The organism is Nocardioides sp., assembly GCF_047607185.1.
Taxonomy (GTDB): domain Bacteria; phylum Actinomycetota; class Actinomycetes; order Propionibacteriales; family Nocardioidaceae; genus Nocardioides.
In genome coordinates, this window is sequence record NZ_JASGDQ010000117.1 from 1 (window position 1) to 15280 (window position 15280).

Sequence of the window (15280 nt, forward strand, 5' to 3'; positions counted from 1 at the left end):
TGCACTTCTGCCGACTCGGCACCCCGGGGACCTGCACTTCTGCCGACTCGGCACCCCGGGGACCTGCACTTCTGCCGACTCGGCACCCCGGGGACCTGCACTTCTGCCGACTCGGCGGGGTGGGCGGCTGCTACTTGATGCGCTTCTTGACCTTGATGTGGTTGTTGGCGCCGGAGACCTTCACCGTGGTCTTGCCCTTCTTGACCTTGACGGTGTTGTTGGCGCCCTTGACGGACACCTTCTTGGCCTTCTGCAGCGTGGCGCCGTTGTTGGCGCCCTTGATGGTCAGCTGCCTCAGCACGCCGATGCGCAGATCGTTGTTGCTGCCCTGAATCGTCACGGTCGTCGCGCTGGGCGCGACCAGGCTGGCGTTGGAGGCGACGATCTTGGCGGTGCCGAGCGCCCCGGTGGTGGTGACCTCGCTGTTGCCGCCGCCGATCGTCAGGGTGCTCACGCCACCGGTCACGTTCGCGGTCGCATTGGCGCCGGCCACGCTCAGGGAGTCGACCGAGCCGGTGACGACGAGGTCGGCGTTGCCCTGGCTCACCTCGGCGCTCTGCAGCGACGAGGCCACGGTCACGGTGGTGTTGGCGCTCAGCACCCGGACCACGGCCGCGCTCGGCACGGTCACGGTCGCGTTGGCCGCTGTCACCGTGACGGTCCCGCACGAGCCGCTGAGGAGATAGTCCTCGTTCGCGTCGGCAAGCTGCACGTCGCCGCCGGTGCCGCAGTCGACGGTCACCGCCGCGTAGGTCGGGGCGGCGAGGGCCAGCGCTTCGAAGCCCAGGCCCGCGGCGGTGACGAGCGCGGTCAGGCCCGAGATGGCGCGAGAGCCGAAGAGGGATGGGTTCATGGACGACCTCCTTGTCGTGGCAGGGCTCGGAGAATCGCCGACCCGGACCGAGCTCCTGGCATCGTGCTGTCCTGGGCAGTCAACACCACGCCGGCCAGGGGCGCCATCCCGGTGCCGGATCGTGGCCGCGCCGCTCAGCCCGATCCCGGCGACGGCGATGCCTGCGGTACGACGAGCGTCACGCGCGCCGCCGCATGACGGGGCGAGGCCGCGAGGAGCAGGTCGTAGGAGACGACCTGCTCCTCGGCGACGACCGAGAACGAGGCCTGGCCGGTCTGGTCCAGGATCGCCTCGACGCTCGTTCCGGCGGGCCGTGCCCTCAGCGTGACGGTCTCGCCGGAGTGAGCGCTGCTCGTGGTGACGGTGACGCGGCCGTCGGCATAGGCCGCGGCGAGCGGGGGTACGACGACCACGCGGATGGCAACGCTGCGCGCCCCCTTGGTCCGGAGCCGGAGCCGGCTGGTGTCAGCCAGGCCCGGGCTCAGCAGCGTGACCGCTCCGGCGGCATCGGTGCGCCCGCGGGTCAGCACCTGCCGGCCGGGCTGGGCCGCCGACTTGCCGAGCAGCCTCACCGGTCGGCCGGACATCGGCTTGCCGGCCGCATCGGTGACGACGCCGGTCACCAGCACCGAGCCGCCCTCGTCGACGCGGCGCGATGTCAGATCGATGGTCACCGCAGCGGCGCGTGGCGGGAGACTCGGCCCCGTCGAGCCGGTGGGCGAGGCCGTTGGACTGCCCGACGAGGACGGTGTGGTGGTGGAGGTGGGGGACACGGACGAGGTGGCGGACGAGGACGGCGAGGCCGACCTTGTCGAGGACGGGGTGAGCGACGCAGAGGGGGACGCGGCAGAGGACTCGGATGTCGGCTCGGGCTCCGACGGACTCGGCAGCGGCACGGCGGCGGAGTTCACCGACGTCTTCGTGGCGGTCTCCGAGGGCCGTGTGGGGGAGGGCGACCGGGTGGACTTGCCGGTCGGGCGCGCCGAGGTGGGAGCGCCGGCGGGCGTGCTCGGCCCGGTCTCCGACTCGGTGTCCTTGCTGGGCGCCGCGACGAGCGGTGCGGGCTGCGGTGCCGGCACGCCGACCTTGGCAAGCGTCGTGTGCGCGATCCGCTGGACGGGGTCGGGCAGCCGGTTGGTGTAGGCCGCGGCCGCCACGCCGCCGCTGAGCGCGAGGATGGCCACCGCCGCGGTGCCACTGGTGCCCAGGCGTCGTACGACGCCGCGATGGCGCAGGGAGGCGGCTCGGAACGCTGCCACGGCCCGCTCCTCGCCGGCCAGCTCCGCGTCGGTGCCGGGCGCGCGGAGGGCGCGGACCAGCGCCGAGTCCTTCCAGTCGTCCTGCTCGCTGGTCATCGCTCCTCCTCCCAGCTTTGTGCCAGCGCCTTCAAGGCGCGATATACGCCGACTCTCACCGTGCCCGGCCGCTTGCCCACCAGCCGTGCCACGGTCGCGACGTCCAGGCCGCCGACCACTCGCAGCATGACCAGCTCCGCCTGTCCTGGCGGCAGCTGGGCGACCAGGGCCAGCGCGGCCTGGGTCGAGAGGTTCGTCAGGGTCTGGGTCTCTGCGCTCGGCACGACCGCGTTGACGTGCACCTCCGCCATCGGGGTCACCGGCCGGGCGCTGCGGGCCCTGCCGGCGTCGATGGCGCGGTGCCGGGCCACGGTGAACAGCCAGGCGCGGAAGTCGGCGGCGTCGCCCCGGAAACGCGGCAGGTCCCGGACCACCTGGAGCCAGGTCTCGCTCGCGAGGTCCTCCGGGGCCTCCTCACCGCGGACGGTCAGGTAGCGCAGCAGCGGTGGTTGCAATGCCCGCCACAGTTGCCGGAAGCCGTGCTCCTCGCCATCGCGAGCGAGCGCCAGAGCCGAGTCGAGCCCCGAGTCGGGGCCAAGATCCAGTTCGGAGTCCGGTCCCGAGTCCGGGCCTGAGTCCATCGCCGGGTCGGCCCGGGGAGAGAGCTCCTCGGGCCGACCGGCGTCGGTGCGGTTCTTCAGTAGGGCGTCCTTCAAAGCGGACGTCTCGCCGTTACTGCTTGAACGACTCCACGCTGATGGCCTTGTCCTTGCCGAGGCCACCGAGGCCGACGTCGTACCCGGGACCAGCGATCAGGACGTCGTTGCCCTGACCGCCGAACAGCCGGTCGTTGCCGGGGCCGCCGCGCATGGTGTCGTTGCCGCGGCGGCCATAGAGCTCGTCGTCGCCCTTGCCTGCGTAGAACTGGTCGTTGCCGGCGCCGCCGAACAGCCTGTCGTTGCCGGGACCGGACTTCACGGTGTCGTCGCCGGCACCGGCGCGGATGACGTCATTGCCACCTGTGCCCTTGAGGATGTCGTTGCCGGTGCCGCCGAACACCCTGTCGACCCCGGCACCGCCACAGATCACGTCGTCGCCGCCGCCGCCGTAGACGACGTCGTCGCCGTCGCCGGCCACGATCACGTCGTTGCCCAGGGTGCCGCGCAGCTCGTCGTCCCCGTCGGTCCCGACGATGGTCGCCAGCCGGCCGGCACACTCCGGCAGGTCGAACAGGTAGGCCGAGCCGGAGTCGGTCACACCATGGTCGTGAGCCGGCGCGCCGGCCACCACGAGGCCGTTGGAGGTGGCGACGGCCGAGCCGAAGGCGTCACCGGACTTCGCGTCGCTCGCGCCGAGCGCGACCTGGGTGTAGCCGCCGAGGCCGTTCGGGTTGTAGACGTAGGCCCGCTCGACGCCGGGGGCGCCGACCACGATCCGCTCCCCGGAGATGCCGACCGAGGCGCCGAACTGCGCGTCAGAGTCGGTGGTCGACAGGCGTGACTCGAGCCAGCCGCCGACGCCGTTGGGGGTGTAGACGAACACCAGGCCGGCGGCGGGGGCGCCGACCACGATCCGGTCGCCGTCGGTAGCCACCGAGGTGCCGAAGCCGCTGCTGGCGACCGGCGAGGCGATCTTGGTCTCGACGTATCCACCGACGCCGTTCGGTGTGTAGACGTAGACCGCCTCGGCGCCTGGAGCGCCGACCACGATCCGGGCGGTGCTGGCGGCCACGGTGTCGCCGAACCGGCTGCCCGTCGGGGCGTCGGAGGGGGCCAGCTCGGTGGTGACCCAGCCGCCGGTGCTCACCGGAGAGTAGACGTAGGCCTTGCCGGCACCCGGGGCTCCGGCGACGATCTGCGAGCCGCTGAATGCGACGGCGTCGCCGAAGCTGTCGTCAGCTGCGCCTTGCAGCGCCGCGGACTCGTCCAGCGCCGGGCCGTCGATCTTGACCTGGTCGTACGCGGTGCCGTTCGCCGTGTAGAGGTAGACGGCGCGGGCGCCCGGGGCACCGACGACCACCTGGCTGTTGGCGGCGGCCAGCGAGGTGCCGAACAGGTTGCCGGCGGTGCCGTCGCTGGCGCCCAGCGCAGTCGGCGTCGTGCCGTTCGCCGGGTAGACGTAGGCAGCGCCCGCCTGGGACGTGCCGCCGGGGGCGCCCACCACGGTGCTGTCGCCGTCGCGCGCCACCGCGGTGCCGAAGGCGGCGGCCGCGGTGCGGCTGGGTGCGCCGAGCTCGCTCTGCGCGACATCGGCGGCCTCGGAAACCGCCGAGCTGGCTCCCGCGGTGAGAAGCCCCAGTGGAGCGGTGAGGGTGATCGCAGCCAGGCCGGCGAGAAGTCGCCGGCGGGCCCGCTGTTCCTGATGCATCGGTGTACTCCCGTAGTTCGTCACTTAGCTGGTCAGGCCGTCTTCGACCGTAGCATGGTTGTTGCCTACTTCTGGGACAGCGGAACCGGGCCGCGCAGAGTTACAGCAGTAGGCTTCGGACATGAGTGTGCGGCGGGTGATGGGGACCGAGGTCGAGTACGGCATCTCGGTGCAGGGCCAACCCCTGGCCAACCCGATGGTCGCCTCCTCTCAGGTCGTCAACGCCTACGCCAGCGCCACCCTCAAGGCTCGTCGCGCCCGCTGGGACTTCGAGGAGGAGTCGCCGCTGCGCGACGCCCGTGGCTTCGATATGTCACGGACGGTGGCCGACCCGAGCCAGCTCACCGACGAGGACCTCGGACTGGCCAACGTCATCCTCACCAACGGCGCCCGGCTCTACGTCGACCACGCCCACCCGGAGTTCTCCACCCCGGAGGTGACGACGCCGCTGGACGCGGTCCGGTTCGACAAGGCGGGGGAGCGGATCATGCTCGACGCCACCCGGCTGGCGTTGCAGTTGGCGACCGCCCCGGCCATCACGCTCTACAAGAACAACACCGACAACAAGGGCGCCTCCTACGGCGCCCACGAGAACTACCTGATGCGGCGCTCGACCCCCTTCGCCGACATCGTCAAGCATCTGACGCCATTCTTCGTCAGCCGCCAGGTGGTCGCCGGCGCCGGCCGCGTCGGGATCGGCCAGGACGGCCGCCAGCACGGTTTCCAGCTCAGCCAGCGCGCCGACTTCTTCGAGGTCGAGGTCGGCCTGGAGACCACCCTGAAGCGGCCGATCATCAACACCCGCGACGAGCCGCACGCCGACCCGGAGAAGTACCGCCGGCTGCACGTCATCATCGGCGACGCCAACCTGGCCGAGGTCTCGACGTACCTCAAGATCGGCACGACCGCGCTGGTGCTGGCGATGATCGAGGACCGTTTCATCACCCGCGACCTCTCCGTCGAGTCGCCCGTGGCGGCGCTGCGGGCGGTCTCGCACGACCCGACGCTGCGGCATACCGTGACGCTCCGCGACGGACGGACCCTGACGGCCGTGCAGCTGCAGCTGGAGTTCCTGGACCTCGCCAAGAAGTACGTCGAGGACCGGTACGGCGGCGACGCCGACCCGCAGACCGTCGACGTGCTGGCCCGCTGGGAGTCGGTGCTCGACCGGCTCGAGCGCGACCCGATGACGTGCGCGGCCGAGCTCGACTGGGTCGCCAAGCTCAAGCTGCTGGAGTCCTACCGGGACCGCGACGGGCTGGAGTGGAGCGACGCCAAGCTCCACCTCATCGACCTGCAGTATGCCGACATCCGGCCGGAGAAGGGGCTCTACCGCAAGCTCCTCGACGCCGGCCGGATCGAGCGGCTGCTGACCGACGAGGCGATCGAGCAGGCCAAGCACGAGCCGCCCACCGACACCCGCGCCTACTTCCGCGGCCGGTGCCTGGAGAAGTACTCCGCCCATGTCGCGGCTGCCTCCTGGGACTCGGTCATCTTCGACCTGCCCGGCCGGGAGTCCCTCCAGCGGGTGCCGACCGTCGATCCGCTGCGCGGCAGCAAGGCGCACGTGGGCGCCCTGCTCGACGCCTCGGCGACGGCCGAGGAGCTCTTTGCCGCGCTGACCCGGCAGTAACCGCCCCAATCGGTGGGACAACTGCGGCAAACCACTCGCCTGGGTGGGTAGTGTCTGAGGCATGGCCCAGGAGCAGAAGCAGCCGCGCAAGTCGGACGCCGAAACCGACGAGGTCGAGGTCGCGCCGGAGACGGACCTCGCCGAGCGCAAGGAGTCGCTCGACGCCGACGTCGACGACATCCTCGACGAGATCGACGACGTCCTCGAGACCAACGCCGAGGACTTCGTCAAGTCGTTCATCCAGAAGGGCGGCCAGTGACCGACCGCAGCGAGGGCACCATCCAGGGCAGCCCCTTCCGTGCCTCATCCGCGAGCGCGGCGAAGCGAGCACGCGGATGAGCGAGTCACGTCTTCCGGCGGCCTTCATGGCGCCGGGCAGCTCCTCCTTCGCCGACTTCCTCGCCGCCCAGGCGCCCGACCTGCTGCCCGGCCGGCGCGACCTGCCGGCCACCGGGTCCGTGGCAGACCTCGCCCCGCACGGCACCACCATCGTGGCGGTGACCTTCCCCGGCGGCGTCGTGATGGCCGGCGACCGCCGCGCCACCATGGGCAACGTCATCGCCCAGCGCGACATCCAGAAGGTCTTCCCGGCCGACGAATACTCCTGCGTCGGCATCGCCGGCTCCGCCGGCCTCGCGGTGGAGCTGGTCCGGCTCTTCCAGGTCGAGCTGGAGCACTACGAGAAGATCGAGGGCTCCACGCTCTCCCTCGACGGCAAGGCCAACCGGCTGGCCGCGCTGATCCGCGGCAACCTCGGCATGGCGATGCAGGGTCTCGCCGTGGTGCCGCTCTTCGCCGGCTTCGACCTCGACGCCGGCCTGGGCCGGATCTTCTCCTACGACGTCACCGGCGGCCGCTACGAGGAGACCTCGTTCCACTCGGTCGGGTCCGGCTCGCTGTTCGCCCGCGGGGCCCTGAAGAAGCTCTACCGCGACGACTTCGACGAGCTCGGCGCGGTCGAGGCGGTCGTCCAAGCGCTCTACGACGCCGCCGACGACGACTCGGCGACGGGGGGACCCGACATGACCCGGCGGATCTTCCCGGTGGTCCAGGTCATCACCGCCGAGGGCGGCCGGCGACTCGACGACGCCACCGTCGCGGCGGTCGCCGACCGGGTCGTCTCGGCTCGGATGGTCCGTCCCGACGGCCCGGCCGCGTCGCTGGGGGGTGAGCGCTGATGGCGACCCCGTTCTATGTCAGCCCCGAGCAGCTGATGAAGGACCGGGCGGACTTCGCCCGGAAGGGGATCTCGCGCGGCCGCAGCGTGGTGGCGGTGCAGTACGCCGACGGCATCCTGTTCGCCACCGAGAACCCCTCTGCCGCGCTGCACAAGGTCTCGGAGATTTACGACCGGATCGCGTTCGCGGCGGTCGGCCGCTACAACGAGTTCGAGAACCTCCGCATTGCCGGGGTGCGGCTCGCCGACATGCGTGGCTACTCCTACGACCGTCGTGACGTCACCGGCCGGGGTCTGGCCAACGCCTACGCGCAGACGCTGGGCACGATCTTCTCCAGCGGCGGGGAGAAGCCCTACGAGGTGGAGATCTTCGTCGGCGAGATCGGCGACACCGCCGCGGCCGACCAGCTCTACCGGCTCACCTACGACGGCCAGGTGGCCGACGAGCACGGCTACGCCGTGATGGGGGGCGCCGCCGACGTGGTCGGCGGCTACCTGGCCGAGCGGTTCGCCGAGGGGCTCTCGCTGGGCGAGGCGCTGTCGCTGGCCGTCGCCGCGCTGGGTCATTCGGAGGGCGCCAACACCGAGTCCGAGGACCGGGTGATCCCGGCCAAGGACCTCGAGGTGGCGGTGCTGGACCGCACCCGGAGCCAGCCGCGCAAGTTCGTGCGGCTCCGCCCCGCCCGCCTCCAGGAGCTGCTCGGCAGCCGGGAGCCCGCCCCTGAGCCCGCGGACCCGACGCCCGCGGAACCCACACCCACCGCCGACGAGCCCCCGATCGCACCGCCGCAGTAGGCAGTATCCTGCGGCCATGTCTCGACCGGTCGCGCGCTTGCTCCTGCTCGTGCTGGCCGCCTTCGTGGCGACCGCGGCTGCTGCCGCCGCCCGGCCAGCGGGTCGCGTCCTCGACGACAACGGCAGCAAGGTCGGCTACACGGTCGTCGGCGGCGGCCGGATCCTGGTCTCGGCCAGGGCCACCCGGTGCCTGGGCTTCGCCAAGCTGCGGATCAGGGTCGACGGCCGGCTCGACCGGACCGTCCGGATGAAGGCGACCGGCAAGCGGGTCTATCGCAGCGCGCGCAGCTACGCCGACGGCACCCACCAGGTCAAGCTCGTCCTGCGCGCCGACCGGTCGGTGAAGCAGGGCCGGGCCCGCAAGTGCGACCGCACCATCACCATCCTCGGCGTCACGACCTCGGGAGGCTCGGGGCAGCCGACCACGGACCCGGGCACGGACCCGGCCACCACGCACTCAGCCGCGGGGGATACCGCCTTCACGCTTGCGGTGCTGGGCGACACCCAGAGCGAGGTGCTCTCGCCGACCAAGACCACCTTCGCCACCCGCACCAGCTGGCTCGCCGCGCACCGCCAAGAGCTGGACCTGCGCTTCGTGGCGCATACCGGCGACCTGGTCAACTGGGGCTGGCTGGTGCCCGCGCAGTTCGACATGGCTACCGCGGCGATGGCCACGCTGACGACGGCCGGCCTTCCCTGGCAGGTGGCGGTCGGCAATCACGACACCGCCGCCGTCGGCTGGGACGGCCAGGAAGGCAGCCGCGGGTACGGCGGCTCGGCGTACCAGGGCAATCCGGAGTGCGCCGAGCGATTCGGGGACGACTGCAAGACCTGGCTGCTGGTGCGCAATACCGACGCCTTCAACTCCCGGATCAGCGCGAGCGACGAGGGCGCCGTCGCCGAGACGTTCGAGGGCAAGCTGGAAAACTCCTACTCCACCTTCGAGGCGGCGGGGCACACCTGGCTGGTGCTCAACGTCGAGCTGTGGCCGCGTCAGGAGGCGCTCACCTGGGCGGCCGGAGTCCTCGCCGCCCATCCCGACGACAATGTCATCATCCTGACCCACTCCTACCTGACCGCCGACGGCTCGCTGGCCGGCAATGGCGGCTACGGCGCGCTGCCGGCGACCGAGATCTACAACCAGCTCGTCGCCAGGTACGCCAACGTCAAGCTGGTCTTCTCCGGCCACGAGGGCGTCACCGCGGAGCGGATCGACACCCCGGGGGGCCGCAAGGTCGCAGCCTTCCTCGGCAACGAGACCGGTGGAGTCGGCGTCACCCGGCTGGTCGACATCGACGCCGCGAACGGGGTGGTGTCGACGCGGTGGTGGGCGGGTACGGCGGACCTCGACTCCTCGCCGACCGGCACCTCCACCGACGCCGGCTTCGACTTCGACTGAGCCGGCACGCACACAGACACCTCGCCGCGACCGGTCAGGGTCTAGGGTTTGGACATGGACCGGCGGATCTTCGGCATCGAGAACGAGTACGGCGTCACGTGCACGTTTCGCGGCCAGCGTCGGCTCAGCCCGGACGAGGTGGCGCGCTATCTCTTCCGCAAGGTGGTCTCCTGGGGCCGCTCCAGCAACGTCTTCCTGCGCAACGGCGCCCGGCTCTACCTCGACGTCGGCTCCCACCCGGAGTACGCCACCCCCGAGTGCGACGACATCACCGAGGTGGTCACCCACGACAAGGCGGGGGAGCGGGTGCTGGAGGGGCTGCTCCTCGACGCCGAGCAGCGGCTCCACGACGAGGGTATCGCCGGCGAGATCTACCTGTTCAAGAACAACACCGACTCCGCCGGCAACTCCTACGGCTGCCACGAGAACTACCTGGTCAGCCGGGCCGGTGAGTTCAGCCGGCTGGCCGACGTGCTGATCCCGTTCCTGGTGACCCGGCAGCTCATCGTCGGCGCCGGCAAGATCACCCAGACCCCGCGCGGGGCGTCGTACTCCGTCTCCCAGCGCGCGGAGCACATCTGGGAGGGCGTCTCGTCGGCTACCACGCGGTCCCGGCCGATCATCAACACCCGCGACGAGCCTCATGCGGACGCCGAGAAGTACCGTCGACTCCACGTCATCGTCGGCGACTCCAACATGTCCGAGACCACCACGATGCTCAAGATCGCCTCTTGCGACCTGGTGCTGCGGATGATCGAGGAGGGCGTGGTGATGCGCGACCTCAGCATGGAGAACCCCATCCGGGCCATCCGTGAGATCGCCCACGACACCACCGGCCGCCGCAAGGTCCGGCTGGCCAACGGCCGGGAGGCCAGCGCCCTCGACATCCAGATGGAATACCTCTCCAAGGCCCGTGACTTCGTCGACCGGCGGCAGCTCTCGACGCCGGTCATCGAGCGGGCACTGGACCTGTGGGAGCGGGGCCTGAAGGCGGTCGAGTCCGACGACCTCTCACTGGTGGAGCGCGAGATCGACTGGGTCATCAAGTGGAAGCTCATCGATCGCTACCGCGCCAAGCACGGCCTGCCGCTCTCGCACCCCCGGGTGGCGCAGCTGGACCTCGCCTACCACGACATCCACCGCGGCCGCGGGCTCTACTACCTGCTGGAGAAGCGCGGCGCGGTCGCCCGGGTGTCCTCCGACCTGCGCATCTTCGAGGCCAAGTCGGTGCCGCCGCAGACCACCCGGGCGCGGCTGCGCGGGGAGTTCATCAAGCGAGCCCAGGAGCGCCGCCGCGACTTCACCGTCGACTGGGTCCACCTCAAGCTCAACGACCAGGCCCAGCGCACGGTGCTGTGCAAGGACCCCTTCCGGGCCCACGACGAGCGGGTGCAGCGGCTCATCGACGGGATGTGACGACCGGCCGGTGCCGATCAGCCGACTTTCAGGTTGGGCCGCTAGGGTGTGCCGCGTGTTTCGACCGACCTCGCGCAGCAAGCGTCATCTCCTCGGGCTCCTTGTGGCATCGCTCGCCCTGATCCCCGCTCTCGCCGGCTGCGGCGAGGAGAAGTCGACGGGGCTCGGCGACAAGACGTTGCCGAGTTGGCAGGCCGCCACCGTCGAGGGCGACCCCGGTGCCGCTCCGACGGTGACGTGGAACGCCCAGATGTCCGAGGTGGAGAAGACCGAGACCAAGACGCTGGTCGAGGGGAGCGGCGCGACGGTCGAGAAGGGCGGCAAGGCCTGGGGCTACGTCTGGATCGGCAACGGCTACACCCAGACGCAGTCCTACAGCGACTACGACAGCGGTTCCGCCGAGGAGCTCACCGCCGACGCCTCGAGCCTGAGCCCGGTCTTCGAGGAGCTGCTCACCGGCGCCAAGATCGGCTCCCGCGTCGCGGCCGTGACCACCGGCAACGACGTCTTCGGCGCCGGCGGCAACCCCACCCTCGGGGTGGCCGACACCGACCCGCTGCTGGTCATCGTCGACCTGGTCGCCGAGGGCGTCGACACGCCGACCGACGTCGACGCCTCCCAGCTTCCCGCGGTCATCGAGAAGAAGGGGCTGGTCACCGGTCTGGACTTCACCGGTCTGACCGAGCCCGAGCAGTACGGCCCGTTCCTGCGCGCGACGCTGAAGGAGGGCGACGGTGTCGAGGTGACCTCGGACATGACGGTCACGGTCAACTATCTCGGCGCGGTCTTCGGCAAGAAGAAGGCCTTCGACGAGTCCTACAGCACCGGGACCCCGGCGACCTTCGCGCTGAGCGAGGTCGTCGCGGGCTGGACCTACGGCCTGACCGGGGTCAAGGTGGGCAGCCGGGTCGTGCTGCAGATCCCGCCGCTGCTGGGCTACGGCGGCCAGGAGCAGGACAAGATCCCGGCCAACAGCACGCTCTACTTCGTCGTCGACGTCATCGACGCCTCGGTGCCCGCGTCGAGCGACTCGGCGGATGCCTCGGAGGCGCCCGCCCAGTGACGAGCAGGCGGTAGGCTCGCCGCCGTGTCGGCGCAGAAGACCGAGCGGCTGATGAACCTGCTCATCATGTTGCTCGTCCAGACCCGCCACGTCACCAAGGACCGGATTCGGGAGATCCTCTATCCGGACGCGGGCGACGAGGCGTTCGAGAAGATGTTCGAGCGGGACAAGGAGGAGCTCCGCAGCCTCGGCGTCCCGATCGAGCTCGGTCAACTCGACGCCCTCTTCGAGGACGAGGCCGGCTACCGGATCCGCCCCACCGAGTTCGCGCTGCCGGACATCAGCCTGACCGCCGACGAGGCGTCGGTGGTCGCGCTGGCGACCAAGGTCTGGGAGCACGCCAAGCTCGCCGAGGCCACCAGCGAGGCGGTCCGCAAGCTCACCGCCGCGGGCGCGGAGCCCGATCTGGCGGCGCTGGACCTGGTGCAGCCGCGCCTGGGCGCCGACGAGCCCTCCTTCGACGTCTTCCTCGAGGCGGCCCAGGAGCGGGTCCCGGTCGTCTTCGACTACCAGCGGGGCAGCGGCGCTGTCACCACCCGCCATCTGCAGCCGTGGGGCGTGCTGCGCTCCTCGGGCCGGTGGTACGCCGTCGGCCTCGACACCGACCGGGGCGAGGAGCGGGTCTTCCGGCTCTCCCGAGTGCGCGGCGCCGCCCGCAAGGAGGGCCGGCCGGGCTGCTACGAGATCCCCGAGGGAGTCGACATCCGTCGTACCGCCGAGCGGCTGGTCCCCGCTGGCACCCCGTTGCGCGCGGTGCTGCGGGTCCGGACGGGTGCCGGGCACGCACTGCGCCGCGACGCCGTCTCGGTCTCCACGGGTGCGGACGGCTGGGACGAGCTGGTGCTCGACCACCCGGCGGTCGACCTGGCCGCCGAGGTGCTGGCCCACGGTGCCGACGTCGAGGTCGTCTCGCCACCCGAGCTGCGCCAGGACGTGGTCGCCCGACTGCAGGCGGTGCTTCGGTGAGCAGCGCGGCGTACGGGGCCAAGGAGCAGGTCGCCCGGCTGCTGGCGCTGGTGCCCTACCTGCACGCCCGCGGCGAGGTCAGGCTCGACGAGGCCGCCGCCGCGCTCGGGGTCACCGAGAAGCAGATCGTCAAGGACCTGCGGGTGCTGTGGATGTGCGGACTGCCCGGCGGCTATCCCGACGATCTCATCGACGTCGACCTCGAGGCGTTGGAGGACCCCGACGGCGACCGGGTCATCCGGGTCACCAACGCCGACTACCTCTCCCGGCCGCTGCGGCTGACGCCGACCGAGGCGACGGCGCTGATCGTGGCGCTGCGGGCGCTGCGGGCGGGCTCGACCTCCGCGGAGACCCGCGAGGTCGTCGACCGGGCGCTGGCCAAGCTGGAGCAGGCCGCGGCGGCCGGTACGCCGGCGGAGCTGGTCGATCCCGGACAGGCTCCGGACGCCGGGCTGGTCTCGCTGCGGGCCACCCTGCAGCGGGCCGTCGACGCCGGGCTTCAGGTCCGGATCGTCTACTACGTGCCCTCCCGGGACGAGGAGTCGATGCGGGTAGTCGATCCGCACGCGCTCACCGAGCAGGCGGGCGCGGTCTACCTGGACGCCTTCTGTCACGCTGCCGAGGCGCCGCGGTGGTTCCGGCTGGACCGGATCCGCTCCGCCGAGGTCCTCGACGCCCCGGTCGAGACGCCTGCCGAGCCCCGCGACCTCGCCGACGGGCTCTTCGCGCAGAGCGACGGGCTCACCTCGGCAACCCTGGACGTCTCACCCGAGGCCTACTGGATCACCGAGTACTACCCGGTTCAGCAGGTGCGGCCCGCCGAGCAACACGGCGAGGGCCACCACGAAGTCGACCTGCTGGTCGCCGACGAGCGCTGGCTGCTCCGGCTGCTGCTCCGGCTGGCGCCGCACGCCCGGGTGCTCGCCCCGGCGTCGTACGCGAGCGCCTTCAGAGGACGCGCACAGGCCACCCTCAACCTCTACCGGTAGCATGAGAGCATCATCGACCACTCTGTGAGGCAGTCATGACCATTCTTGGCATCGCCGGGCTCGGAACCCAGGAGCTCATCCTGATCCTGCTCGTCCTCGTGCTCCTGTTCGGCGCGACGAAACTGCCCGACCTCGCCCGCGGCACCGGCCGCGCCCTGCGCATCTTCAAGGCCGAGACCCAGGGTCTGATGGACGACGACGACGCTGCCACGCCCACGGTGTCCAGCGCGATCGAGACCCGGCAGAGCGAGCTCGAGGCGAAGCAGGCCGAGCTGGACGCCGAGCGCGAGCGCCTCAAGCGCGGCGAGCTCTAGCCCGGCCCGCGGTTGTCTCTCGCCGGCGTCGCCGACCTCCTGCGAGGCCGGCCTCATCACCCCATCGGCCCCGATGGCCGGATGGCGGTCTCGGACCACTTCCGTGAGCTGCGCGCGCGGCTGATCCGGGCCGTGCTGGTCTGGCTGGTCCTCTTCGTCGTCGCGCTCTTCTTCTACGAGCCGCTGCTCGCGATCCTGAAGCACCCCTACGACACCGCCGTCCGGGGCGGCACCGTGGACAGCGAGATCGTCGTCTCGGGCATCGGCGGTCCGCTCATGTTGCAGCTCAAACTGTGCGCCGTTGCCGCCCTGATCGTCGCCAGCCCCTGGTGGCTACGCGAGATCTGGGGCTTCCTGCTGCCCGGTCTGCACAAGAACGAGCGGACGTGGACGCGCATCTTCGCGGCCGTCGCTGGTCCGCTGTTCATGGCCGGGGTCGCTCTCGGCTACTACGTGCTCCCCAAGGGCATTCGGCTGCTGATCGAGTTCACGCCACTCGACACCACGAACCTGGTCGACTTCGACGACTACTTCGGCTTCATCGTGCGGATGCTGTTGATCTTCGGCATCGCCTTCGAGATCCCGCTCTTCGTGGTGATGCTCAACCTGGCGGGCGTGGTGAGCGGAAAGATGCTCGGCAAGTACCGCGCCTGGATCGTCATGGGCACGATGCTCTTCGCGGCCGTCGCCACCCCGTCGCCCGACGCCCTGACCATGCTGATGCTCGCGCTGCCGATGCTGGTGCTCTTCCTCATCGCCGAGGTCATCGCGCGGCTCGTCGACCGCGCCCGGGGTCGGCGCGAGAAGGGCACCGAACTGTGGGACGACGACGAGGTCTCGCCGATCTAGCGCTGCGCCGCTGCCCCAGACCCGCCGAGTCGGCAGAAGTGTGAGTCTGAAACCGCCCGAGTCGGCAGAAGTGTGAGTCCGAAACCGCCCGAGTCGGCAGAAGTGTGAGTCCGAAACCGCCCGAGTCGGGAGAACGTGATGTCGTGCGGCGGCAAGTAAGCCCA

15 protein-coding genes are annotated in these 15280 nt (G+C 70.9%); 11 read left to right on the forward strand and 4 right to left on the reverse strand.

Annotated features, from left to right (window positions below):
• Positions 1-130: 130 nt before the first annotated feature.
• The 4 genes from QM595_RS13380 to QM595_RS13395 all read right to left on the reverse strand — a co-directional run bounded on the left by QM595_RS13380 (position 131) and on the right by QM595_RS13395 (position 4515).
• Complete coding sequence (locus tag QM595_RS13380) at positions 131-853, reverse strand: DUF3060 domain-containing protein (RefSeq protein ID WP_415172061.1); 723 nt, start codon at positions 851-853, stop codon at positions 131-133.
• A 134-nt stretch (positions 854-987) separates the two neighbouring features.
• Complete coding sequence (locus QM595_RS13385; protein ID WP_415172062.1) at positions 988-2208, reverse strand: hypothetical protein; 1221 nt, start codon at positions 2206-2208, stop codon at positions 988-990.
• A complete protein-coding gene (locus QM595_RS13390; RefSeq protein WP_415172063.1) occupies positions 2205-2864 on the reverse strand; it encodes an RNA polymerase sigma factor in 660 nt (219 codons plus the stop codon). The genes QM595_RS13385 and QM595_RS13390 overlap by 4 nt, the downstream gene beginning before the upstream one ends.
• A gap of 16 nt (positions 2865-2880) precedes the next feature.
• Positions 2881-4515, reverse strand: a complete 1635-nt coding sequence (locus QM595_RS13395) for a calcium-binding protein (RefSeq protein WP_415172064.1) — start codon at positions 4513-4515, stop codon at positions 2881-2883.
• 121 nt (positions 4516-4636) lie between these two features.
• Here QM595_RS13395 and dop point away from each other — a divergent pair, with 121 nt between their 5' ends.
• The 11 genes from dop (at position 4637) to tatC (ending at position 15116) form a co-directional block, all read left to right on the forward strand.
• On the forward strand, positions 4637-6148 hold the full coding sequence (dop, locus tag QM595_RS13400) for a depupylase/deamidase Dop (protein ID WP_415172065.1): 1512 nt from the start codon (positions 4637-4639) through the stop codon (positions 6146-6148).
• Positions 6149-6209: 61 nt separating this feature from the next.
• Positions 6210-6407: a ubiquitin-like protein Pup gene (locus tag QM595_RS13405; protein ID WP_415172066.1), complete on the forward strand. Its 198-nt coding sequence runs from the start codon at positions 6210-6212 to the stop codon at positions 6405-6407.
• A 76-nt stretch (positions 6408-6483) separates the two neighbouring features.
• Positions 6484-7326: a proteasome subunit beta gene (gene prcB / locus QM595_RS13410; RefSeq protein WP_415172067.1), complete on the forward strand. Its 843-nt coding sequence runs from the start codon at positions 6484-6486 to the stop codon at positions 7324-7326.
• A complete protein-coding gene (gene prcA, locus QM595_RS13415; protein WP_415172068.1) occupies positions 7326-8120 on the forward strand; it encodes a proteasome subunit alpha in 795 nt (264 codons plus the stop codon). The genes prcB and prcA overlap by 1 nt, the downstream gene beginning before the upstream one ends.
• A gap of 16 nt (positions 8121-8136) precedes the next feature.
• The gene (locus QM595_RS13420; RefSeq protein WP_415172069.1) at positions 8137-9519 is read left to right on the forward strand and encodes a metallophosphoesterase; all 1383 of its coding nucleotides are present in this window, start codon (positions 8137-8139) and stop codon (positions 9517-9519) included.
• A 54-nt stretch (positions 9520-9573) separates the two neighbouring features.
• Positions 9574-10935 carry a Pup--protein ligase gene (gene pafA / locus QM595_RS13425; RefSeq protein ID WP_415172070.1) on the forward strand — a complete coding sequence of 454 codons (1362 nt, stop codon included), beginning with the start codon at positions 9574-9576 and terminating at the stop codon, positions 10933-10935.
• A 55-nt stretch (positions 10936-10990) separates the two neighbouring features.
• Positions 10991-11998: an FKBP-type peptidyl-prolyl cis-trans isomerase gene (locus QM595_RS13430; RefSeq protein WP_415172071.1), complete on the forward strand. Its 1008-nt coding sequence runs from the start codon at positions 10991-10993 to the stop codon at positions 11996-11998.
• 24 nt (positions 11999-12022) lie between these two features.
• A complete protein-coding gene (locus tag QM595_RS13435) occupies positions 12023-12964 on the forward strand; it encodes a helix-turn-helix transcriptional regulator (protein ID WP_415172072.1) in 942 nt (313 codons plus the stop codon).
• Complete coding sequence (locus tag QM595_RS13440; protein WP_415172073.1) at positions 12961-13953, forward strand: helix-turn-helix transcriptional regulator; 993 nt, start codon at positions 12961-12963, stop codon at positions 13951-13953. The genes QM595_RS13435 and QM595_RS13440 overlap by 4 nt, the downstream gene beginning before the upstream one ends.
• Before the next feature lie 35 nt (positions 13954-13988).
• Positions 13989-14267 carry a twin-arginine translocase TatA/TatE family subunit gene (gene tatA / locus QM595_RS13445; protein ID WP_415172074.1) on the forward strand — a complete coding sequence of 93 codons (279 nt, stop codon included), beginning with the start codon at positions 13989-13991 and terminating at the stop codon, positions 14265-14267.
• An 81-nt stretch (positions 14268-14348) separates the two neighbouring features.
• Positions 14349-15116, forward strand: a complete 768-nt coding sequence (tatC, locus tag QM595_RS13450; protein WP_415172075.1) for a twin-arginine translocase subunit TatC — start codon at positions 14349-14351, stop codon at positions 15114-15116.
• Positions 15117-15280: the final 164 nt, after the last annotated feature.